Below are 21,942 nucleotides of genomic sequence, written 5' to 3'. Positions count from 1 at the left end.
CAACAATAGCATGGGTTTCGCGCGCCCACGACCACTCGTGGGCGCACGACGCGAACAGGAGCACCATGACCGACCGTCTCGTCCCCGGCGACACCGCCCCCGACTTCACGCTGCCCGACCAGGACGGCGTCCGGCACTCCCTGGCTGCCCTGCGCGGCAAGAAGGTCATCGTGTACTTCTACCCGGCAGCGTCCACCCCGGGCTGCACCACCGAGGCCTGCGACTTCCGCGACAACATGTCCTCGCTGCAGGCCGCCGGCTACGAGGTCCTCGGTGTCTCGAAGGACGAGCAGGCGAAGCTCAAGACGTTCCAGCACGAGCAGGCGCTGACGTTCCCGCTGCTGAGCGACCCCGACCTCACCGTGCACAAGGCCTACGCGGCCTGGGGCGAGAAGAACAACTACGGCAAGATCGTCACCGGCACGATCCGGTCCACGATCGTGGTCGACGAGGACGGCGCCGTGCAGCTGCCGCTCTACAACGTCAAGGCGACCGGTCACGTGGCGAGCCTGCGGAAGAAGCTCGGCCTGGTCTGAGGACCGGCCACGCACCGCAAGGCCCGGTGCCGGTTCTCGGAACCGGCACCGGGCCTCCAGTGCGTCCGGACCAGACCGTCTACTCGGCCGGGCGCGCGAGTGCGGCCGTCACCGACCGCGACAGCACCAGTGTGATCCCGAGCAGGGCCGGGACGAGCAGCAACCAGCCGACTGCGGCGACCCGGAAGACGCCCTGGAACGCCCCGATCGCGATGGCGCCCTGCAGCACCTGCCAGACGATGATGCCGGAGCGCACCCACGCACGGCCCTGCCACAGGCCGTTCAGCAGCGCACCGAGCCAGAGCGCAGCGATGGCGACGAGGACGGTGAGGGCGATGCCGGAGGCGATGCTCGTGGCCGGGGCGACGAGCAGTTCGACGACCAGGACGACCGTCACGACCACCAGCGCGAGGAACTCGAGGCCGACCACGGCGAGCAGCCCCAGCATCGCCGGCGACCGGCGCGCGACGGGTGCGGAGGGATCGGCGTCGTTCGGGGTGTCGTCGTGCACAGTGATCCTCCAGCATCGGAACCCTTGATTTGGCCCTACCAGTATGGAACGATATTGGAGGTCGTTTGGACGGCACGATGTGGTGTGCGTCTCCCGTGGTTCATCGCTCCTCCCCCGAGCGTCTCGCGGGCGTCAGACACGCTTCCTGCGGACTCCTCCCCACAGTTGTCCCCTCCATGCCGCATGCATGGTCAGCGGTCCGATCCCCCGAACCACGGCCCCGGCCTGCCGTTCGAGCATCGACATCAAGGAGCACCACACATGGACTGGCGTGACAAGGCTGCCTGCCTCACCGCAGACCCCGAGCTCTTCTTCCCCGTCGGGAACACCGGGCCCGCCGTCGACCAGATCGAGAAGGCCAAGTCGGTCTGTGCGCGTTGCACGGTCACCGAGATGTGCCTGCAGTACGCCCTCGAGAACAACCAGGACTCGGGTGTGTGGGGTGGTCTCAGCGAGGACGAGCGTCGTGCGCTGAAGCGTCGCGCCGCCCGCGCTCGCCGCGCGTCCTGACCCCGGTCGTCTGACACCACGACGCCCGTCGTCCCCCCGGGGGCGGCGGGCGTCGTCGTGCGCGCGGGGCCGATTCTGCAAGACACCGGTGTTCACGCGTCGAACACCGGAACGCGGGTGTTCGACCGGCGAACACCGGTGTCTTGCGATCTCGGAGCGGGCGTCAGGCGGGGGCGGTCAGCCAGCGGAACGGGATCGTGATCGTCACCTCGGTGCCGCTGCCCGTCAGGGTGTGCCAGTCGATGGTGCCGCCGAGCTCGCCCTGGATGAGCGTGCGGACGATCTGCGTGCCGAGGCCCGAGCCGACCTTGCCCTCGGGCAGGCCCACGCCGTTGTCGCGGACCTCGATCTCCAGGTGGTCGTCGAAGCGGCGGGCGACGATCTCGACCTCGCCGTCACGGCCGTCCAGCCCGTGCTCGACGGCGTTCGTCACGAGCTCGGTGAGGCCGAGGGCGAGCGGCGTCGCGGCCTCGGACGGCAGCACCCCGAACTCGCCGGTCTTCTTCGGGTGCACGGTCGTGTTGTGCGACGCGGCGACCTCGGTGACGAGCTTGAGCACCGAGTCGAACACCTCGTCGAAGTCCACCGTCTGGCTGAGGCCGCTCGACAGGGTGTCGTGCACGACGGCGATGGCGGCGACGCGGCGCATGGCGTTCTGCAGCGAGGTCCGCGCTTCTTCCGAGTGCGTTCGACGCGCCTGGATCCGCAGCAGTGACGCCACCGTCTGCAGGTTGTTCTTCACGCGGTGGTGGATCTCGCGGATCGTGGCGTCCTTGGTGATGAGCTCGCGCTCCTGGTGCCGCAGCTCGGACACGTCCCGGCAGAGCACGATGGCACCGATGCGCTCACCGTGGTCGCGGAGCGGGATCGAGCGGAGCGACACCGTGACGCCCTTCGACTCGATGTCCGCCCGCCACGGTGCACGACCGGTGACGACGAGCGGCAGGGACTCGTCGACGTCGAGCTGGGCGCCGATGAGCTCGGTGGTGACCTCGGCGAGGGACTTCCGCTCGAGTTCCCCCTCGAAGCCCATCCGGTTGAACGCGCTCAGGCCGTTCGGGCTCGCGAACGTGACGATGCCGGCGGTGTCGAGCCGCAGCAGGCCGTCACTGGCACGGGGCGCACCACGACGGGGGCCTGCCGGTGCACCGAGGTCGGGGAAGTCACCGGTGGCGATCATGCCGAACAGGTCGTTCGCGCTCGCGGTGAAGTTGAGCTCCTGGCGGCTCGGGGTCCGCATCTCGTCCTGGTTGGAGTGCCGGGTGACGACGGCGATCGGCCGCTCGGTGGTCTCGGCGCTCTTCGCGCTCAGGCGGCGGAGCACCGGGATCGCGCGGACGCGGGTCGGGGTGTCCTCGTACCAGTCCGGCTCGGCGGAGTCGACGACCCGTGATCCGGCGAAGCTCTCGGTCACCTGGCCGCGCCACTCCTCGCGGATCTCCTGCCCGACGATGTCCCGGTAGAACAGCGTCGCCGCGGAACTCGGCCTGGCGTGTGCGACGGCCACGAACGAGCCGTCCTCGGCGGTCGGGACCCAGAGCACCATGTCGGCGAAGGACAGGTCGGCGAGGAGCTGCCAGTCCCCCACGAGCAGGTGGAGCCACTCCACGTCTGCTTCCGAGGAACGGCCTTGCGCGAGGACGAGGTCACTGAGGGTCGACACCCAGCCAGTCTAGGTCCGACGCCTTGTGGAGAACGTCGCCCTCTCCACAGGGTAGACCCGTGTGTATTTTGTATGTTGCACGCCCCATACGCTCGCTCCAACGACGGAAGGGGCAGGGGTGGCAGAGCAGGCACGCCGCATCGATCACGAGACGACGACGGCGCATCCACCGCCGTTGCGGGTCGTCGAACCGCCGCCGGAGCCCGCCACGGCGACCGGCCCCCCGGACCCGGCGACGACCGCACGAGCGCTCGGGCTCTGCGTCGCCGAGGTACTCACCGGCGCGCGGGAGGTCGACAGCATCGCCCGGTGGATCAGCGACGACGTGCAGCGGCACCTGCAGCAGCGGGCCGCGGTGGCAGCGCACGCCCGGGGCTCCGGTCGGCGGGCACGCGGGCGTCCGGTACTCCGGGTCGGCAGCGTCCTCGTCTGCCGCCCGGCGGCGGGGGTCGCCGAGGCGACGGTGGTCGTGCACACGCGCAGCCACGCGCGAGCGGTCGCCATGCGGCTCGAAGAGCGACACGGACGGTGGCAGGCGACCGCGATCGGGGTCCTGTAGTCGGCTGGCGGACAGACGGGAGGCACGGTGCCAGCTGGCACCGTGCCTCCTGTCCTGTGTGGACGCTAGTTCTTCTTGGCGGCCTGGCGACGCTCGGCGCGGTTGCTCGCCGCGGCCTGACCGGAGGCCGTGGCCGCGTTGCCGAACGCGGAGCCCTGCTCCGGCTCGGCGGCCGCTTCGGCCTCGGCCTGGGCGCGCTGCGCACGAGCGGTCGCGGCCTGCTCGAGGCGACCCTTCTCGTCGCGGACCTCGACCTCGCCGTCGATCGACGGTGCCGAGTACTCGAGGCCGGAGACCTCGTCCTCGCCGAGACCCTTGGCCTCGATCACCGCGTTCTCACCGTCGGACTGCACCTGGACCTCGAGGTTGAACAGGTAGCCGACCGACTCTTCGCGGATCTGTCCCATCATCGTCTGGAACAGGGCGTAGCCCTCGCGCTGGTACTCGACCAGCGGGTCGCGCTGCGCCATGGCGCGGAGGCCGATGCCGTCCTTCAGGTAGTCCATCTCGTACAGGTGGTCGCGCCAGCGGCGGTCGATCACCGAGAGCACCACGCGACGCTCGAGCTCACGCATCGCCTCGTCGCCGAGGAGCTCCTCACGCTGCTGGTAGGCCAGCTTGGCGTCCGAGAGGATCTCGCGGGCCAGGAAGTCACGCGACGCCTTGCCCTTCGAGCCGGCCTCGGTGATGACCTCGTCGATGGAGATCGAGATCGGGTAGAGCGTGCCGAGCTCGGTCCACATGGCGTCGAGGTCCCAGTCGTCCGGGGAGCCTTCGCCGGTGTGGCTGTCGATCACGTCGTCGATGACGGCCTTGAGGAACGACTGCGCGCGGTCGTGCAGGTCGTCGCCCTCGAGGATGTGGCGACGGTCGCTGTAGATCGCCTCGCGCTGGCGGTTCAGGACGTCGTCGTACTTCAGGACGTTCTTGCGGATCTCGGCGTTGCGGCCCTCGACCTGCGCCTGGGCGGACCGGATCGCACGGCCGACGAGCTTGTTCTCGATCGCCAGGTCGTCCGGCACGTTCGAGCGGCCCATCAGGCTCTCGGCGGCACCGGAGTTGAACAGGCGCATCAGGTCGTCGGTCAGCGACAGGTAGAAGCGGCTCTCGCCCGGGTCACCCTGGCGGCCGGAACGACCACGCAGCTGGTTGTCGATGCGGCGCGACTCGTGGCGCTCGGTGCCGAGCACGTAGAGGCCGCCGACGGCGCGGACCTTGTCGCCCTCTTCCTCGACCTCGGCCTTGACGCGGGCGAACACGTCGTCCCACGCGGCCTCGTACTCGTCGGGGGTCTCGGTCGGTGACAGGCCCTTGGCGTGCATCTCCTGCACGGCGAGGAACTCCGCGTTGCCGCCGAGCATGATGTCGGTACCACGACCGGCCATGTTCGTCGCGACGGTCACGGCGCCGAAGCGACCGGCCTGGGCGACGATCGCGGCTTCACGGGCGTGGTTCTTCGCGTTGAGGACCTCGTGCTTGACGCCCTGCTTGGCGAGGAGCTTCGACAGGTACTCGGACTTCTCGACGCTCGTGGTGCCGACGAGGACGGGCTGGCCCTTCTCGTGGCGCTCCGCGATGTCCTCGGCGACCTGCTCGAACTTCGCCTTCTCGTTCTTGTAGACGAGGTCCGTCTGGTCGATGCGCTGCATCGGCTTGTTCGTCGGGATGGGGACGACGCCGAGCTTGTAGGTCGACATGAACTCGGCCGCCTCGGTCTCGGCGGTACCGGTCATGCCGGAGAGCTTCTGGTAGAGGCGGAAGTAGTTCTGCAGCGTGACGGTGGCGAGGGTCTGGTTCTCGGCCTTGACCTCGACGCCCTCCTTCGCCTCGATCGCCTGGTGGATGCCCTCGTTGTAGCGGCGGCCCATCAGGATGCGGCCGGTGTGCTCGTCGACGATGAGCACCTCGCCGTTCATCACGACGTAGTCCTTGTCCTTCTTGAACAGGGCGACGGCCTTGATCGAGTTGTTCAGGAACGAGATGAGCGGGGTGTTCGCCGACTCGTACAGGTTCTCGATGCCGAGGTAGTCCTCGACCTTCTCGATGCCGGGCTCGAGGACACCGACGGTTCGCTTCTTCTCGTCGACCTCGTAGTCCTCGCCCGGGGTGAGGCGCTTGGCGATCGAGGCGAACTCGGTGAACCAGCGGTTGGCCTCGCCCGAGGACGGACCGGAGATGATGAGCGGCGTGCGGGCCTCGTCGATGAGGATCGAGTCGACCTCGTCCACGACGGCGAAGAAGTGGCCGCGCTGCACCATGTCCGAGGCCTGCCACGCCATGTTGTCGCGCAGGTAGTCGAAGCCGAACTCGTTGTTCGTGCCGTACGTGATGTCGGCGGCGTACTGCTCGCGGCGCTCGGCCGGGCTCTGGTTGGCGATGATGCAGCCGGTGGTCATGCCGAGCGCGCGGAAGACGCGGCCCATGATCTCGGACTGGTACGACGCCAGGTAGTCGTTGACCGTGATGACGTGCACGCCGCGCGACGGGATCGCGTTGAGGTACGCGGCGGTCGTCGCGACGAGGGTCTTGCCCTCACCGGTCTTCATCTCGGCGATGTTGCCGAGGTGCAGCGCGGCGCCGCCCATGAGCTGCACGTCGAAGTGCCGCATGCCCAGGGTCCGCTTCGCGGCTTCACGCACGGCGGCGAACGCCTCGGGCAGGAGGTCGTCGAGGGTCTCGCCGTTGGCGTACCGCTCGCGCAGCTCCTTGGTCTCGTCGTGGAGTTCCTCGTCGGTGAGGCTCGAGAAGTCGTCCTCGAGGTCGTTGATGGCCGAGGCGTACGCCTTCAGCCGACGGAGGGTTCGTCCTTCGCCGATGCGGAGGACCTTCTCCAGCACGTTTGCCACGTGAACTCCTTACGAGGTCGTCGCGCGCGACCTGCGCGCCCGATCGACCAGTCATGCTAGCAACCCGCGAACGCACGGCGCTGTGAGCGGCGCGGCTCTCGCGGACACGGGTGTGCGCGGCCCGCGAACGGACCGCGCACACGGTGCGGGACCGGAGGTCCCGCGTCGGATCAGGCGATCGCGGCTGCGCGCTCCGCGTCGGTGTCCGCGTCGACCGAGGCCGGCGCCTGGCCGGCGGGCACCTCGTCGATGCCGATCACGCCGTAGTCCCAGCCCTTGCGTCGGTACACGACACTCGGACGGCGGGTCTCGGCGTCGAGGAACAGGTAGAAGTCGTGCCCGACGAGCTCCATGTAGTACAGGGCGTCGTCGACCGTCATCGGGGCGGCCTCGAAGACCTTGTGCCGGATGACGACCGGGCTGTAGACCTCGTTCTCGTCCTCGGCGGTCTCCTGGTCGACGACCGGGACGGCACCGGTCGCGACGTCCTCGATGAGCTTGCCGTCGGCCGGGACGACACCCATGCCGTCGAAGCCGCTGCCGGAGGCCTCGGCTACCGAGGTGGGGCGGTGCCGGCCGTGGTGCACCTTGCGGCGGTCACGCGCCCGACGGAGGCGTTCCATGATCCGCGCGAAGGCGAGGTCGAAGGCGGCGTACTTGTCCGACGCCGCGGACTCGGCCCGCACGAGCGGCCCCGGTCCGATCAGCGTGAGCTCCACGCGGTCCTCGCCCTGGCTGCCGCTCGACTTCTCGTGGTGGCGGCTGATGCGCACCTCGAACGCGAGGGCGCGGTCGGCGAGCACGTCGATCTTCTCGGACTTCTGTTCGACGTAGGTGCGGAAACGGTCGGTGACCCCGACGTTCCGGCCCGTGATCGTCACGTCCATGTGGCGGCTCCCATCCAGTGTCGGCGCGTCGCCTCCGTCCGGCGACCCGAACGCCTTGCCGCGAGGCTAGACCCGGTGCACTGTCGGCGTCACGGGGAGACGGCGAGTCCGCCGCACACTCACCGGACACACAGAGGACACCGGGTGTTCACCGAGCATCAGTCGTCGACGCTCGCCACCGCGACGCAGCGCACCACCCGCCCGCCCGCAGCCCGCACCGCACGGACGCCCTCCGCCATCGTCACGCCCGTCGTGACGACGTCGTCGACGAGCACGACGTCGCGGCCGTCGACGCCGGTCGCACGCAGGGTCCCGACGGTCGCCGCGACGCGTTCCACCGCCGACCGCTCCTTCTGCCCCGGTCCGGATCGCCGGCGTCCGGCCGGCATGCGGACGAGCCGACCCGTGTGCCGGACACCACCACGGGCGAGCAGCAGCACCACCGGGTCGAACCCACGCCGTCGGGCACCCGCCCGGGACGGTGGCACCCGGAGCACCACGGTGCCGTCCGGTGCCGCGGCGAGCGCCGCGCGGACGAGGGCACCGAAGCGGACGCCGAGCGGACGGGCGACGTCGACCCGGCCCCGGAGCTTGAGTTCGAGGACCAGGGTGCGGACCAGCCCCTCGTACTCGAAGGCCGCGTCGAGCCGGACGCCGGCGACCAGCCGGACCCGCCGGGGCCGTGCGGCGAGCACCGCGCGGCACGGTGGGCAGAGCGCGCGGTCCGGGCGGCCGCACCCCAGGCAGGTGACGGGCAGGAAGAGCCCGAGCACGGCGAGCAGGGCGTCGCGCCACGGGCTGGAGGCATCATCAGTGGGCACGCCCACGACTGTGGTGGTGACCGGACGACGGCGGTGGGCCGGTGCGCCGGACGGTGAACGGGCCTCCGGGCCAGGTGGGGTGTGGAGGACCGTCGTGTCAGCGCTGGACGCCAAGCACGTCGGCGGTGACGCCCGTCGTGTCCCAGCCGCCCCCGGTGGACTGCAGGACGTCGCCGTTCGACATCCGGAGCAGCAGCGCGCCGCCGCTGCCCCCGCTGATCGCGGTGGCGCGCCCATCGGGCTTCGGCAGGGTGCTCGACTTGCCGCCGATGGTGGTGCGGACGATGTTCGGACCGGTGGGCGTCTGCCCGACCGAGGCGACGTCGGTGTCGTTCACCCACGCGGCGTCTACCGCGGTGCCGCTGGCGGCCTGCACCCGGACGGGGGCGCCGAACGAGGTCGGTGACCGGTCGGGACCGCGGATGATCGCCATCACGTACAGGCCGGGGCCGTCCGAGGTCTCGATGAGCGCGAGCGCCCTGGTCGAGTCGCGGGACACCTGGAACGACACGAGGTCGCCGCGCGGCAGGGTGGTGCGCACCTGGTGGGGGTCGCCGCCGAGGCCGTACGCGGTGATGTGACGGGTGTCGGAGTGCTGCCCCGCCCAGACGAAGCCGAGGTCGTCGACGGCGGGGGCGACGAGGTCGTCGCGGGCATCGACGCGCAGGCGGTCCTTGCCACGCACGACGACGACGCCGTCCCGGTTGCCGACGGCGGCGGTGGTGCCGGACGCCGACAGGGCGATCGAGGTCGGGTCGAGGCCGGCGATCGCGGCCCCGACGCCGCTACCGAGTTCGGCGACCTTGCCGGTGCCCGAGGCGGCGTAGCCGACGACGCCGTCCTCGTCGACCAGGGGTCGGGGGTCGACGTCGGGGTTCTGCTGGGCGTCCGCTCCCCCGGAGTCCGGCACCGACAGCGTGGCGCCCTCGATGGTCATCGACACCGACGAGATGGTGGCGACCGAGGCGAGGGACTTGCTGAGCTGTTCGCGCATCCGGACCTTGTCGACGGTGCTCGCGCGCAGGGCGTCGCTCGACAGGTCGACGAGGGCGGTGCCGCTGTCGATCGTCACCGCGTTGAGGGACAGCTGCGTGCCCTCGGGGAACGACGAGACGACGGCGCCCTTCAGCCAGTCGGCGGGACCGGCGAGCAGGGCGCTGGCGATGCGGGTGCTCGTGGAGGACCGGGCGAGGAACCAGCGTTGGTCGGGCACGAGGAAGCGGTAGGTCGGGTCGTAGAAGTACAGCGCGTGCGGCTGGAACACCGACTCGAAGCTGACCGGCGACAGGATGATGCCGTCCGGGGCGTAGGCGATGCGCCACTCGCCGTCCTCGCGGACGAACTGGAACGTCAGCGTCGACGAGGTCGGGCGGACGGCCTGGGTGTACTCCCCCTCGGCGTCGACCGTGGCGCTGGCCGTCATCGTGTAGGTGAGCTCGCGGTCGTCAGCGCGCTCGACGGTGCCGCTGCCGTCCCGGATCGTGACGCCCTGCCGCGGGTTCCACTGCTGGGCGAAGTCGGCGGCCAGGAACTGCCGGGCGATCGCGTAGTTGTCCTGGGCTCCGGTGGCGGCGGCGATGAACCCGCGGAGGATCGCCGTCTGGTCGGACCCGGTGATCGGCTTGTCCGGCCGGAAGTCGACGCCCGAGAGCGACTCGTCCTTGATCGTCTGCCCGGTACGCACGGCCCCGTCGGTCGGGATGGCGGCGCAGGCGGTGACCGCGAGCAGGCTGACCGCGGCGAGCGCGACGGCGAGGACGTGGCGGATCGGGTGGCGCATCAGGACTCCTCTCGCACGGCTCGGGGGCCGTCGTACGACTCGTCGAGCTCGGGCAGCGGGATGGCCGAGGTGGCGGTCGTGCCCTGCTCGTTGCGGGGCAGGGTGAGCACGAACGTCGAGCCCTCGCCCGGTCGGGACCACACGTCGATGCGACCGCCGTGGAGCTTCGCGTCGCCGAGGCTGATCGCCAGTCCGAGGCCGGTGCCCCCGATGGTGCGCTTGCGGCTCGGGTCGGCACGCCAGAAGCGGTCGAAGACGCGGGCGGTGTCCTCGGGCGGCATGCCGACGCCCTGGTCGCGGACGGCGATGGCGACGGTGCGCGCGTCGCTGTCGACGACGACCTGCACGGGTTTCGCGTCACCGTGCTCGACGGCGTTGCCGACGAGGTTGCGGAGGATGCGGCGGACGCGCTTGGCGTCGAGGCGCATCGTGGTGTGGCCGCCGGGGGTCGCGAGCTGCAGCTCGACGCCGGCGCGTTCGGCGAGGGGACGGAATTCGTCCACGATGTCCGCGGCGAGGGACGCCGGCACCACGGGCGCGGTGTCGAGCTGCACCGCCTGGGCGTCGTACCGCGAGATCTCGAGCAGGTCGGCGAGGAGCATCTCGAAGCGTTCTACCTGCGCGTGCAGGAGCTCGGCGGACCGGCCGACCGATGGTTCGAACGCGTGCCGGGAGTCGTAGAGCATGTCGCCGGCGAGCCGGATCGTGGTGAGCGGGGTGCGGAGCTCGTGCGACACGTCGGACACGAACCGCTGCTGCACGCGGGAGAGCTCGGCGAGCTGGGTGATCTGGCGGCTGACCGCCTCGGCCATCCCGTTGAAGCTCCGCGCCAGGGTCGCCAGGTCGTCCTGCCCGCGCACCGGGATGCGTTCGTCGAGGCGCCCCGCGGCGATCTTCCGGCTCGTCTCGGCGGCACCGCGGATCGGCACCACGACGAGCCGGACGACGAGCGACGTGACCAGGGCGATGAGCACCATGAGCGCCACACCGCCGATCGAGAGCGTCTGGGAGACGAAGTCCAGGGTCTGCTGCGCATCGGAGAGGTCGTAGACCAGGTAGAGCTCGTACTGGCCGGCGCTCGGGATCTGCAGCGTGGACCCGACGGCGAGCCCCGGCACCCGGCGCCCGTCGTCGTCGAGTTCGACGGGCTGCAGGCTGAGGCGACCGGTGTTCTGCCCGACCTCCTTGCGCAGGGCATCGGTGATCACCGCGTCCGGGAAGTCCTGGCTGGCGATGGTCTGCAGCGTCTGCGGGGTGGACTGGCCCGGGCTCCGCTCGATGGCGATGCTCGTACCGCCCGGACTCGTCGTGTTCGACAGGATCGCCTGCTGCGCCTCGTTCTGCAGGGTCTCCAGCTCGGACTGGTTGTTGTCCTCGGCCGCCGTCGCCGCGTCGAAGATCCCCTGGGCGACGATGGTGGCCCGGGCCGACTCGGACTCGATCTGGTCGCGGCGCTGCGAGTAGACGTTCGTCGAGATGCTCACCATGACCGCGGTGCCGATGATCGCCACCGCGAGCCCCGTCGTCATCACGGTGATGGCGACCGAGCGGAACATGAGCGACCGCCGCCACAGGTACGCGATCGGGCGCCAGGCGCGTCGGAGCCAGCGCCGCATCCGGCGACGGCTGCGGTCGACGACGCCGATCGAGACGGTGGCGCCACCGGCCCCACCGGCGCTGCCGGCCCCGCCGGCGCGGCCCGAGCCGCGTGCCGAGCCCGACGGGCGCGTCGAGCCCGACGGGCGCGTCGAGGGCGGCACGGTGCTCAGGCTCCTCCGGCGCGGTACCCGACGCCGCGGACCGTGGTGACGGTCTTCGGGTTGTCCGGGTCGTGCTCGATCTTCGCGCGGAGCCGCTGCACGTGGACGTTCACCAGGCGGGTGTCCGCCTTGTAGTGGTAGCCCCAGACCTGCTCGAGCAGCATCTCGCGGGTGAACACCTGGTTCGGCTTCTCGGCGAGCGCCCGGAGCAGGTCGAACTCGAGCGGCGTGAGCGCGATCACGGTGTCCCCGCGGCGTACCTCGTGTCCGGCGACGTCGACCGTGACGTCGCCGACGTGCAGCACGGTGGCGTCGGACGCGCTCGGCCGCAGGCGGGTCCGGATGCGGGCGACGAGTTCCTTCGGGTTGAAGGGCTTCACGACGTAGTCGTCGGCGCCGTTCTCGAGCCCGAGGACGACGTCGGCGGTGTCGCTCTTCGCCGTGAGCATGATGATCGGCGTGCCGCTCTCGGCACGGATGCGCTTGCACACCTCGATGCCGTCGATGCCGGGCAGCATGACGTCGAGCAGGACGAGGTCCGGCTTGGTGGCGTGGAACGCGTCGACGGCGTCGTTGCCGTCGGCGCTGAACTCGGGTTCGTACCCCTCGGAGCGGAGCACGATGCCGATCATCTCGGAGAGGGCCTGGTCGTCGTCGACGACGAGGATGCGCGGTGTCATGTGATCTGGACTCCGGGTGGCGTGCGGGAGTGCCGTGGTCGGCACGTGTCCCCACACGATAGCCGAGGCCCCGCCACGCGGGGTTTTCCGCCAGGATGGGGGTGGACCGCGCATCGCTGGCTCGGTCCGACACGACGAGGGGGCTGGAGTCATGTCCGATTGGCACACACCGGGCGGTGGGCAGCAGGGTGCGCCGACGCCGCCGTCGTCCGGACCGGCGCAGGGACCAGGACCCCGGCCTGGAGGCCCGCCCCGCTTCTCCGTGCCGCCGCAGCCCGCCCCGGGGCCGGGTCCGGGGCGACCGGGCGGCCCGTCCGGCGGCGCGCGTCCGGTGATCCCGCTGCGCCCGCTCGGCCTCGGTGACGTCCTGGCCGGCGCGTTCACGGTGTTCCGCCGGAACGCCCGCGTGCTGCTCCTCTGGAGCGTGCTGCTGAGCGGTGTACTCGGCCTGCTCTCGACGCTGGCCAGCACCTTCGGGCAGCAGGCGCTGCAGTCGCGGATGTTCTCGGCCCTCGACGGCGGCAGCGGTGCCGACTCGGTGGTCGCGGGCACGCTGACGCTCACGGCACTGCTCTCGGTCGTGCTGCCGTTCCTCGCCTACCTCGGTCGCGGGTTCCTGGTGGCGCCGGTCGCCGCGGACACCGGGCAGCGGGTGCTCGGCCGTCGAGCCACGTTCCGGGGGCTGTGGGCGCTGCTCGCCGGCCGTCGGTGGTCCGTCGTCGCGTGGATGCTCGTGCAGATCGGGGCCGGCGTGGTCCTCGCGATCCTGGCCGGACTCGTGTTCTTCGGGGTGTTCGCGGCCATGGGTGCCGCCGACTCCGGCACCGGGTGGTTCGTGCTGGCGCTCGTGCTGTTCGTGCTCGGGATCGGTGTCGTCGTCGTGTGGCTCGCCACGCGCTTCGTGCTCACCGTCCCGACCATCGCGCTCGAGGGCCGGCCGGTCTTCGCCGCTGCCGCCCAGTCGTGGCGCCTGACCCGCGGGGCCTTCTGGCGGACCTTCGGCATCCTGCTGCTCGTGCAGCTCATGTTCGGGTTCGCCGCGTCCATCGCGTCGATCCCGCTCACCATCGGCGCCGTGCTCATCGCAGGCACCTTCGACCCCCTCGGGCAGACGGGCGGCACGTCGGGTGCCGGTACCGGTGCGGTCATCGCCATCGTCGTCGGGAGCCTGCTCGCGATCGCGGTGCAGTGCATCACCGACGTGCTGAGCGCGTCGATCACCACGTTCCTCGCCATCGACCGGCGGATCCGCACCGAGGCCCTCGACCAGCGGATCGCGTCGCACCTCGACTCGGGGCAGCCGACCGACCCGTTCGCGCCGTCCGAGCCCGTCGCACGCCCGCCGTGGCCGCCGCAGCAGCAGTGGGCTGGCCAGCAGTGGCAGGCGCAGCAATGGCAGGCGCAGCAGCAGCCCTGGCAGCCCGCGCAGCAGCAGCCGTGGCAGCCCGGTCACCAGCAACAGCAGCCGCCGTGGCAGCAGGGTCCGGGCCAGGCACCGCCGAACGGCAGCGCGTGACGGCGGTCGACCCGGACGAGGCGCGTCGCCTGCTCGAGCGCGAACTCGACCGGTCCGCCTACGACGGCGCCCAGGCGACGTGGTGGGACCGTGCCTCGCGCTCCTTCCTCGACTGGCTCGGGTCGCTCCGCGCCGACGGCATCGACTCCCCCGCTGCGGCCCGCACCGCACTGGTGATCGCGATCGTGGTCCTCGTCGCGGTCGTCGTGCTCGTCGTCGTCGCCCGCGGGCTCCCCCGCCGGCGCGCACGGGCCGGAGACGGTGACACCGGCGGGGTGTTCGACGCGGACGACCTGCGCTCCGCCCGGGAACTCCTCGAAGCGGCCCAGGCCGCCGTCCGTCGCGCCGACTGGTCGGCAGCGGTGCTCGACGGGTTCCGCGCGATCGCCAGGGGCCTCGGCGAGCGCGACCTGGTGCCCGACGTGCCCGGAGCCACCGCGCGGACGATCGCCGCGCGGGGTGCCGTGCCGTTCCCCGCGTCGGCCGGTGCACTCGACGCGGCAGCGACCGCCTTCGACGCGGTCCGGTACCTCGGTGGCGAGGCCGACGAGGCCGCGGCCCTCCGCGTGCTCGACACCGAGCGCTCCGTCCGGCGGGCCCGCCCCGCCCGGGCCGAGGGACCGGTGGTGCCGGCATGACGACCGACACCGCCACGCGGACGAGCGCCGAAGCGACTCCTGCTCCGGCTCCGGCCGAGGGACGCCGGTTCCGCGTCGGGTTCTGGGTCGCCATCGTCCTGGTCGGCGTCCTGCTCGCCGCCCTGACCGCCCTCGTGCAGGGCACCGACCCGGACGCACCGCGCGCACTCGACCCGACCTCGACGACGGCCAGTGGTTCGGCCGCCCTGGTCCGGGTGCTCGAGCAGCGGGGCACCGCGGTCTCCGTCACCGACACGGTCGACGGCGTCGGCGGGATCGACGGCGGCACGGTGTTCATCGACGACGCCGACGGGGCGCTCGACCCCGCCGTCGCGGAACGCATCGCCCGCACGGCGCGGCACGTCGTGGTCGTCGGCACGAGCGGCGCCGGACTCGAGGCGCTCGGACTCCGGGTCGACCCGGCCGTCCAGGTCGACGGCGACGCCACCGTCTCGACGGCCTCGTGCGGGATCCCGGCGGCGGCCTCGGCTGCCCGGGTCACCACCGCCGGCTCCGGGTACACCGTGCACGACGAGGCCGCCGCGCGGTGCGCGCCGACGGGCGACCGCGGCTCGCGCGTCTGGGGTCTCGTGCGCACCGCGACGCCGGGCGGCGACGTCACCCTGCTCGGCACGACCTCGGCGTTCCGGAACGACACGATCACCACCGCCGGGAACGCCGCGCTCGCCCTCGGGCTGCTCGGCGCCGACGAGCGACTCGTCTGGTACACCCCGGCCGTCGGCACCCCCGACGCCGCTCCTACCCTCGGAGAGCTCGCCCCGCCGTGGGTCCCGAGCGCCCTCGCACTGCTCACCCTCGTCGCCGTCGCGGCCGGCGTCTGGCGGGGCCGACGGCTCGGCCCGCTCGTCGTCGAGCGGTTGCCCGTCGTCGTCCGTGCTGCCGAGACCACCGAGGGGCGCGCCCGGATGTACGCCCGCACCCGTGACAGCACCCACGCCCTCGACACCCTGCGCGTCGCCGCCGTCCGCCGCATCGGCCGGATGCTCGGACTGCCCCGATCGGCCCACGTCGACGAGGTCGTCCGGGCCGCGGCCCAGGCCACCGGCATTCCGCACACCCGTGTCGGTGCCGTGCTCGTCGGCGGGACCACCGACGACGACCGTGCGCTCGTCGACGGCACCGCGGCGCTCGACGACCTCGAACGCGCCGTGCGCCGGGCGACCTCCGGCGACCGACCGACCTCTGACCCCGACCGACCAGGAGCACGACCGTGACCGACCTGCCCCCTGCCACCACCGAGCACACCGCGCCGGAGCACGACCCCACGACCGCGGCCGGCTCCGACCTGCGCGACGCGTTCGGCCGGGTCCGCGCCGAGGTCGCGAAGGCCGTCGTCGGCCAGGAGGGTGCGGTGTCCGGAATGATCGTCGGACTCCTCGCGCAGGGGCACGTGCTGCTCGAGGGCGTCCCCGGTGTCGCGAAGACCCTGCTCGTCCGCAGCCTCGCCGCCGCGATGACGCTCGACACGAAGCGCATCCAGTTCACACCGGACCTGATGCCCGGCGACGTCACCGGGTCGCTCGTCTACGACGCCTCGACCGGCACGTTCCCGTTCCGCGAGGGCCCCGTCTTCACGAACGTCCTGCTCGCCGACGAGGTCAACCGCACGCCGCCGAAGACCCAGTCGGCCCTGCTCGAGGCGATGGAGGAACGCCAGGTGAGCGTCGACGGCGACGCCCGGGCGCTGCCCGACCCCTTCTTCGTCGCCGCGACGATGAACCCCATCGAGTTCGAGGGCACGTACACGCTGCCCGAGGCGCAGCTCGACCGGTTCCTGATGAAGCTGACCCTCGACATCCCGCCGCGCGACGTCGAGTGGCAGGTGCTCCGGCGCCACGCCGACGGGTTCGTGCCGCGCGACGTCCGGTCGGCCGGCATCACCCCGGTGGTCGGCGTCGAAGAGGTGGTCCGTGCGCAGCGTGCCGTCCGCGCCGTCGGCGCCCGCGACGACGTGCTCGCGTACATCGTCGACCTCGCCCGGGCCACCCGGCAGGCACCGTCCGTCCGCGTCGGTGTCAGCCCCCGCGGTGCGACGGCACTGCTCGCCGCCGCCAAGGCGTGGGCCTGGCTCACCGGCTACGACGCGATCACCCCGGACCACGTGCAGGCCATGGCCCTGCCGGTCTGGCGGCACCGCCTGCGGGTCGCCGCCGACGCCGAGCTCGAGGGCGTCGGCGCCGACGGCGTGCTCCAGCAGGTGCTCGAGCAGGTGCGGGTGCCGATCTAGTGGCGGTCTCCGGCCGGTTCGTCGCGCTCCTCGCCGTCGCCCTCGTGCCCACCGTGCTGCTCGGCAGCGGGTGGGCCGGTCTGGCGTGGGTCGGGGTGGTGCTGCTCGCCGCGGCGCTCGACGTCGTGCTCGCCGCCGACCTGCGACGGGTCCGCGTGGAGCGGCGGATGCCCCGGCTCGCTCGACGCGACAGCACCGCGGACGGCACCCTCGTGCTCGCCAACGACGGCTCCCGCACGGTCCGCGGTGTGGTCCGCGACATGTGGGAGCCGTCGGCCGGCCACCGTCCCCGTCGGGTCCGGATGGCGGTCCCCGCCGGGGAGCGGCGGACGGCCCGGATGCGCTTCACACCGTTCCGTCGTGGTCGACGCCGCACCACCGGGGTCGCCCTGCGGTCCTTCGGTCCCCTGGGCCTCGCCGCACGGCAGCGGGTCGTCGCGGCACCGGGCGAACTCGTCGTGACGCCGCCGTTCCGCTCCCGGCGGCACCTGCCGTCACGGTTGGCACGGCTCCGCGAACTCGACGGCGAGACCACGCTGCAGCTCCGCGGGCACGGCACCGAGTTCGACTCGCTGCGCGACTACGTGCGCGGCGACGACGTGCGGTCCATCGACTGGCGCGCGACCGCGCGGCGGCAGGACCTCGTCGTCCGGACCTGGCGCCCGGAACGCGACCGGCGCGTCGTCGTCGTGGTCGACGCGGGCCGGGCGGGTGCCGGCCGTGTCGCCGACGAACCCCGACTCGACACGTTCATCGAGTCGGCGTTGCTCCTCGGTGCCCTCGCGGCAGCCGCCGGTGACCGCGTCGACCTGGTGGTCCTCGACGACACGGCGCACGACCGTGTGCACGGCGCCACCCGCACCGACGTCGTGCAGCGCTTCGGCGAGGCACTCGCGATGGCCGAACCGGGGCTCGCCGCGACCGACTGGGCATCCGTCCCCGCGCTCGTCGACTCGATCACGACCTCGCGCGCCATGGTCGTGCTCGCCTCGAGCCTCGACTCCGTCGGCGCCTCGGGCGACCTGCTCGCCGTGCTCCCGCGGCTGTCCCGACGGCACGCCGTCGTCGTGACGAGCATCGAGGACCCGGCCGTCCAGCGGATGGCGCGCGGCGGGGTGGACCCGACCACGGCGCTCCGAACCGCGCGGGGTGGACGGGTGCCGGGCCTCCCGACCGGCGCGGAGCGCGACGTCTACCGACGCGCCGCCGCCGAACGCACCCTGCTCGACGCGGACGGTGCGGCCGACGTCGCACGGCGTTCCGGTGCCGAGGTCGTGCGCGGCGCACCGGCGGACGTCCCGCCGCTCGTCGCCGACGCCTACATCCGGGCGAAGGCCAGCGGCCGGCTCTGAACCGGGACGGACGCTAGCCGGCCACCAGGGCGGTGGAGCCACGCTCGAACTCCTCGAGGTCGCCGCGCTCTCCCGCTCGGTACGCGCGGCCGCCGAGCACCCACTGGTAGGCGAGCACCGCGACCAGGGCGAGGGTGCCGATGCCGATCTTGATCGGCCACGGCCAGTCCTGCCGCGTCACCACGCCCTCGACGATGCCGGACAGCAGCAGGGTCAGGGTCAGGCCGATCGCGATGGTGATGAGTGCGCGGCCGTCCTCGGCGAGGGCCTGGGCGCGCGTGCGTCCGGGCCCCGGTGCCACCCACGACCAGAAGATCATCAGCCCCGCACCGCCCGCGAGGAACACCGAGTAGAGCTCGAGCTGCCCGTGCGGGGAGATGTAGAGGAAGAAGTCGGCCAGGCGTCCCTGGGAGTGCATGATCGCGGCGGAGACCCCGAGGCTGACGGCGTTCTGCATGATCGAGAACGGCACGAAGACGCCGGTGATGCCGAACGCCACCATCGTCGCGGCGATGTAGGCGTTGTTCGTCCAGACCTGCGCGGTGAAGGCCCCGAGGCCACGGTCGGAGTAGTAGTCGACGAAGTCCTGCGTGGCGTACCGACGCAGGGCCTCGTCGCTGCCGAACGTCGCCGTCGCACCGGGGGTGGTGGTGATCCAGACGGCGACGATCGCCGCGATCGCCACCGTCGCGAGCGCGACCCAGATGCTCACCCAGCGGATCCGGTAGAGCGCCGCGGGCAGCTGCCGCGTGAAGAACAGGGTGACCGCGGTCAGCGGGTCGACGGGGGTGCCCGTGAACCGCAGGCGGGCGCGGAACAGCGTCAACGAGAGCCGGTCGCCGGTCACGGTGCGCGGTGCGGCGCCCCGGATGCGGGCGAGGTCGGTCGCCGCCTCTTGGTAGCCGGCGACGAGCCGGTCGACGTCCGCTCCGGACCGGTGCCGGGCACGCGCCAGACGGTCGAGCTCCTGCCACCGGTCACGGTGCACCTCGGTGTAGGCATCCAGGTCCACGTGTTCCCCCTCAGGTCGCGCGATCTCCGACAGAATGATCCCATGCCGAAGCCCCGCACGCCGCGTGACCTCGCCGACGCCCGGTTCTCGCGCGACCTCGACGAGACCGCCGACGAGCTGGTGGTGGGCGAGGGCGTCGCGCTCGACGTCCAGCCGGCCGGACTCGTGCTGCGGCTCGCGGCCGCGCTGCTGGACGGCCTGTGCGTCCTCGTCCTGTTCGTCCTCGCGCTGTTCGGCGTCTCGCGGCTCTGGCCGAGGGGACTCGAACCAGCCTGGGGCGCAGCGCTCGGCATCGTGCTGCTCGTCGTCGTGCTCGTGCTGGTCCCCGCCGCGGTCGAGACCGTGACGAAGGGGCGGAGCGTCGGACGGTTCGCCACCGGCACCCGGGTCGTCCGGCTCGACGGCGGCGCGATCGGGTTCCGGCACGCCTTCACCCGGGCGCTCGTCGGCCTGTTCGAGCTCTGGATGACGTTCGGCTCGGTCGCCCTGCTCGTCGCGCTGTTCGGCAGTCGGCCGCGACGACTCGGGGACCTGCTCGCGGGCACGATCGTGCAGCACGAGCGGCTGCCGAAGCAGCGGGAACCCGAGGTGCTGCTGCCTCCGGAGCTGACGGCGTGGGCAGGCGTCGCGGACGTCTCGGCGCTGCCGCAGCGGTTGGAGAACCGACTGGGTGCGTTCTTCCGCGGGGCTGCACTGATGCGCCCCGAACTGCGCGAGACGGCGGCGCAGGCCCTGGCGGCCGAGGTGTCCGCGTTCGCGCACCCCGTGCCGCCCGTGCCGCCCGAGGTCTTCCTGGCCGGGGTCGTCGTGCTGCGGCGTCGACGGGACGTCCGGGCGCTGGGTGCCCGCGCCGAACTGCTCACCGCCGCGGGGGCGACGGCGGCGGCACCACCGCCGGGCTTCCCGCGCTGACGCGGCGCCGGGCTGCCCGCGGCGCCGGGCTGCCCGCGGCGCCGGGCTGCCCGCGGCGCCGGGCTGCCCGCAAGACACCGGTGTTCGCGCGCCGAACACCCGCGTGCAGGGGTTCAACGTGCGAACACCGGTGTCTTGCGGGAGCGCAAGAACCAGCGCTCAGTAGCGGTAGTGGTCCGGCTTGAAGGGACCCTCGACGGGGACACCGATGTACGCCGCCTGCTCCGGACGCAGCGACGTCAGCTGCACCCCGAGGGCGTCGAGGTGCAGGCGCGCGACCTTCTCGTCCAGGTGCTTCGGCAGCACGTACACGCCCGTCGGGTAGTCCTCGCGCCGGGTGTGCAGCTCGATCTGCGCGAGCACCTGGTTCGTGAACGAGTTGCTCATCACGAACGACGGGTGCCCGGTCGCGTTGCCGAGGTTCATGAGCCGCCCCTCGGACAGCACCAGGATCGACCGCCCGGTCGGCAGCCGCCACTCGTGCACCTGCGGCTTGATCTCGACCTTCGAGACGCCGGGCAGCGCCTCGAGCCCGGCCATGTCGATCTCGTTGTCGAAGTGCCCCACGTTCGCCACGATCGCCAGGTGCTTCAGCCCGAGCATCTCGTCGACCCCGACCACGCCCAGGTTGCCGGTGCACGTGATGACCATGTCGACGGTGTCGACGACGTCCGCCAGGCGCGCGACCTGGTAACCGTCCATCGCCGCCTGCAGCGCGCAGATCGGGTCGACCTCGCTGACGATGACACGGGCGCCCTGCCCGCGGAGCGCCTCGGCCGCACCCTTGCCGACGTCGCCGTAGCCGACGACGAAGGCGACCTTGCCGCCGATGAGCACGTCGGTGGCACGGTTCAGGCCGTCGGGCAGCGAGTGCCGGATGCCGTACTTGTTGTCGAACTTCGACTTCGTCACGGAGTCGTTGACGTTGATCGCCGGGAACTTCAGCTCGCCGTTCCGGAACAGCTCGTACAGGCGGTGCACGCCCGTGGTGGTCTCCTCGGTGACGCCCTGGATGTCGGCGGCGATGCGGGTCCAGCGGTCCGACGACGTCTCGAGCGACCGCGCGACGGTGTCGAGCACGATCTTCCACTCGGTGCTCGCGTCCGGCTCGGCGACCGGAGCGGCACCGGCCGCCTCGGCGTCAGCGCCGGTGTGCACGAGCATCGTGGCGTCGCCGCCGTCGTCCAGGATCAGGTTCGGCCCGGTCCAGTCGGCACCGGCCGCGGTGGCCTCGTCGCTCCAGTCGAAGATGCGGCTGGTGCACCACCAGTACTCCTCGAGCGTCTCGCCCTTCCACGCGAAGACCGGGACACCGTCGGGGGCGTCCGGGGTGCCGGTGGGTCCGACGGCGACGGCGGCCGCGGCCTCGTCCTGGGTGGAGAAGATGTTGCAGCTGGCCCACCGCACCTGCGCGCCGAGCGCGACGAGCGTCTCGATGAGCACCGCGGTCTGCACCGTCATGTGCAGGGACCCGGCGATGCGCGCGCCGGCGAGCGGCTGCGACGCCGCGAACTCGTCACGCAGGGACATCAGGCCCGGCATCTCGTTCTCGGCGAGGCGGATCTGGTGCCGGCCCGCCTCGGCGAGGGACAGGTCGGCGACGCGGAACGCAGCAGCGGTGCGGGTTTCGGTGGGCATGCCCACCAGTCTTCCATGCCGGGAGGCGCCGATCACCAGCCGATCCCGGTCACGTCCCACGGGCCTCCGGTCC

At 72.1% G+C, this 21,942-nt stretch carries 19 protein-coding genes; 9 read left to right on the top strand and 10 right to left on the bottom strand.

Annotation, left to right across the window (positions count from 1 at the left end; translation table 11 throughout):
* Positions 1 to 65 precede the first annotated feature (65 nt).
* Positions 66 to 536, top strand: a complete 471-nt coding sequence (gene bcp, locus DEJ27_RS04325; protein WP_110861158.1) for a thioredoxin-dependent thiol peroxidase — start codon at positions 66 to 68, stop codon at positions 534 to 536.
* A 79-nt stretch (positions 537 to 615) separates the two neighbouring features.
* On the opposite strand, the gene DEJ27_RS04320 is transcribed toward bcp, so the two are convergent.
* Positions 616 to 1,047 carry a hypothetical protein gene (locus DEJ27_RS04320; RefSeq protein ID WP_110861160.1) on the bottom strand — a complete coding sequence of 144 codons (432 nt, stop codon included), beginning with the start codon at positions 1,045 to 1,047 and terminating at the stop codon, positions 616 to 618.
* Positions 1,048 to 1,308: 261 nt separating this feature from the next.
* Here DEJ27_RS04320 and DEJ27_RS04315 point away from each other — a divergent pair, with 261 nt between their 5' ends.
* Positions 1,309 to 1,557 carry a WhiB family transcriptional regulator gene (locus DEJ27_RS04315; RefSeq protein WP_017888820.1) on the top strand — a complete coding sequence of 83 codons (249 nt, stop codon included), beginning with the start codon at positions 1,309 to 1,311 and terminating at the stop codon, positions 1,555 to 1,557.
* A gap of 163 nt (positions 1,558 to 1,720) precedes the next feature.
* On the opposite strand, the gene DEJ27_RS04310 is transcribed toward DEJ27_RS04315, so the two are convergent.
* Positions 1,721 to 3,220, bottom strand: coding sequence for a sensor histidine kinase (locus tag DEJ27_RS04310; RefSeq protein WP_110861162.1), 1,500 nt, complete (start codon positions 3,218 to 3,220; stop codon positions 1,721 to 1,723).
* 118 nt (positions 3,221 to 3,338) lie between these two features.
* Between DEJ27_RS04310 and DEJ27_RS04305 the strand changes: the two genes are divergently transcribed.
* Positions 3,339 to 3,779: an Rv3235 family protein gene (locus DEJ27_RS04305; protein ID WP_110861164.1), complete on the top strand. Its 441-nt coding sequence runs from the start codon at positions 3,339 to 3,341 to the stop codon at positions 3,777 to 3,779.
* A 65-nt stretch (positions 3,780 to 3,844) separates the two neighbouring features.
* On the opposite strand, the gene secA is transcribed toward DEJ27_RS04305, so the two are convergent.
* The 6 genes from secA to mtrA all read right to left on the bottom strand — a co-directional run bounded on the left by secA (position 3,845) and on the right by mtrA (position 12,553).
* Positions 3,845 to 6,625: a preprotein translocase subunit SecA gene (gene secA / locus DEJ27_RS04300; protein ID WP_110861166.1), complete on the bottom strand. Its 2,781-nt coding sequence runs from the start codon at positions 6,623 to 6,625 to the stop codon at positions 3,845 to 3,847.
* Between the two features lie 170 nt (positions 6,626 to 6,795).
* A complete protein-coding gene (gene hpf, locus DEJ27_RS04295) occupies positions 6,796 to 7,512 on the bottom strand; it encodes a ribosome hibernation-promoting factor, HPF/YfiA family (protein ID WP_110861168.1) in 717 nt (238 codons plus the stop codon).
* Positions 7,513 to 7,670: 158 nt separating this feature from the next.
* Positions 7,671 to 8,333, bottom strand: a complete 663-nt coding sequence (locus tag DEJ27_RS04290) for a ComF family protein (protein ID WP_181430087.1) — start codon at positions 8,331 to 8,333, stop codon at positions 7,671 to 7,673.
* A 97-nt stretch (positions 8,334 to 8,430) separates the two neighbouring features.
* The gene (locus tag DEJ27_RS04285) at positions 8,431 to 10,113 is read right to left on the bottom strand and encodes a GerMN domain-containing protein (protein WP_110861172.1); all 1,683 of its coding nucleotides are present in this window, start codon (positions 10,111 to 10,113) and stop codon (positions 8,431 to 8,433) included.
* A complete protein-coding gene (mtrB, locus tag DEJ27_RS04280) occupies positions 10,113 to 11,873 on the bottom strand; it encodes an MtrAB system histidine kinase MtrB (protein ID WP_258369897.1) in 1,761 nt (586 codons plus the stop codon). The genes DEJ27_RS04285 and mtrB overlap by 1 nt, the downstream gene beginning before the upstream one ends.
* A gap of 5 nt (positions 11,874 to 11,878) precedes the next feature.
* The gene (gene mtrA / locus DEJ27_RS04275; RefSeq protein ID WP_017888813.1) at positions 11,879 to 12,553 is read right to left on the bottom strand and encodes an MtrAB system response regulator MtrA; all 675 of its coding nucleotides are present in this window, start codon (positions 12,551 to 12,553) and stop codon (positions 11,879 to 11,881) included.
* A gap of 151 nt (positions 12,554 to 12,704) precedes the next feature.
* Here mtrA and DEJ27_RS04270 point away from each other — a divergent pair, with 151 nt between their 5' ends.
* From DEJ27_RS04270 to DEJ27_RS04250, 5 genes are read left to right on the top strand one after another with little or no spacing between them, the layout of a single operon-like run.
* Positions 12,705 to 14,069 carry a glycerophosphoryl diester phosphodiesterase membrane domain-containing protein gene (locus tag DEJ27_RS04270; protein WP_146244648.1) on the top strand — a complete coding sequence of 455 codons (1,365 nt, stop codon included), beginning with the start codon at positions 12,705 to 12,707 and terminating at the stop codon, positions 14,067 to 14,069.
* Positions 14,024 to 14,707 (top strand): DUF4129 domain-containing protein, encoded by a 684-nt coding sequence (locus tag DEJ27_RS04265; protein WP_146238559.1) that lies wholly within the window; start codon positions 14,024 to 14,026, stop codon positions 14,705 to 14,707. Before DEJ27_RS04270 ends, DEJ27_RS04265 begins: the two co-directional genes overlap by 46 nt.
* Positions 14,704 to 15,942, top strand: a complete 1,239-nt coding sequence (locus DEJ27_RS04260; RefSeq protein WP_111090388.1) for a DUF4350 domain-containing protein — start codon at positions 14,704 to 14,706, stop codon at positions 15,940 to 15,942. The genes DEJ27_RS04265 and DEJ27_RS04260 overlap by 4 nt, the downstream gene beginning before the upstream one ends.
* Before the next feature lie 5 nt (positions 15,943 to 15,947).
* Positions 15,948 to 16,955: an AAA family ATPase gene (locus DEJ27_RS04255; protein ID WP_375231890.1), complete on the top strand. Its 1,008-nt coding sequence runs from the start codon at positions 15,948 to 15,950 to the stop codon at positions 16,953 to 16,955.
* Positions 16,955 to 18,307, top strand: coding sequence for a DUF58 domain-containing protein (locus DEJ27_RS04250; RefSeq protein ID WP_111090387.1), 1,353 nt, complete (start codon positions 16,955 to 16,957; stop codon positions 18,305 to 18,307). The genes DEJ27_RS04255 and DEJ27_RS04250 overlap by 1 nt, the downstream gene beginning before the upstream one ends.
* Positions 18,308 to 18,320: 13 nt before the next feature.
* Here DEJ27_RS04250 and DEJ27_RS04245 read toward each other — a convergent pair whose 3' ends face one another.
* The gene (locus DEJ27_RS04245; protein ID WP_110861182.1) at positions 18,321 to 19,319 is read right to left on the bottom strand and encodes a stage II sporulation protein M; all 999 of its coding nucleotides are present in this window, start codon (positions 19,317 to 19,319) and stop codon (positions 18,321 to 18,323) included.
* Positions 19,320 to 19,361: 42 nt separating this feature from the next.
* Between DEJ27_RS04245 and DEJ27_RS04240 the strand changes: the two genes are divergently transcribed.
* Positions 19,362 to 20,231, top strand: a complete 870-nt coding sequence (locus tag DEJ27_RS04240) for an RDD family protein (RefSeq protein ID WP_110861184.1) — start codon at positions 19,362 to 19,364, stop codon at positions 20,229 to 20,231.
* A gap of 159 nt (positions 20,232 to 20,390) precedes the next feature.
* Here the strand turns inward: DEJ27_RS04240 and ahcY are convergent, their stop codons facing one another.
* On the bottom strand, positions 20,391 to 21,869 hold the full coding sequence (gene ahcY / locus DEJ27_RS04235; RefSeq protein WP_110861384.1) for an adenosylhomocysteinase: 1,479 nt from the start codon (positions 21,867 to 21,869) through the stop codon (positions 20,391 to 20,393).
* Positions 21,870 to 21,942 lie beyond the last annotated feature (73 nt).

This window comes from Curtobacterium sp. MCPF17_018, assembly GCF_003234135.1.
Classification (GTDB): domain Bacteria; phylum Actinomycetota; class Actinomycetes; order Actinomycetales; family Microbacteriaceae; genus Curtobacterium; species Curtobacterium flaccumfaciens.
Note: the sequence above shows the minus strand (reverse complement) of the source record. Positions and strands in the feature narration are given on the sequence as shown.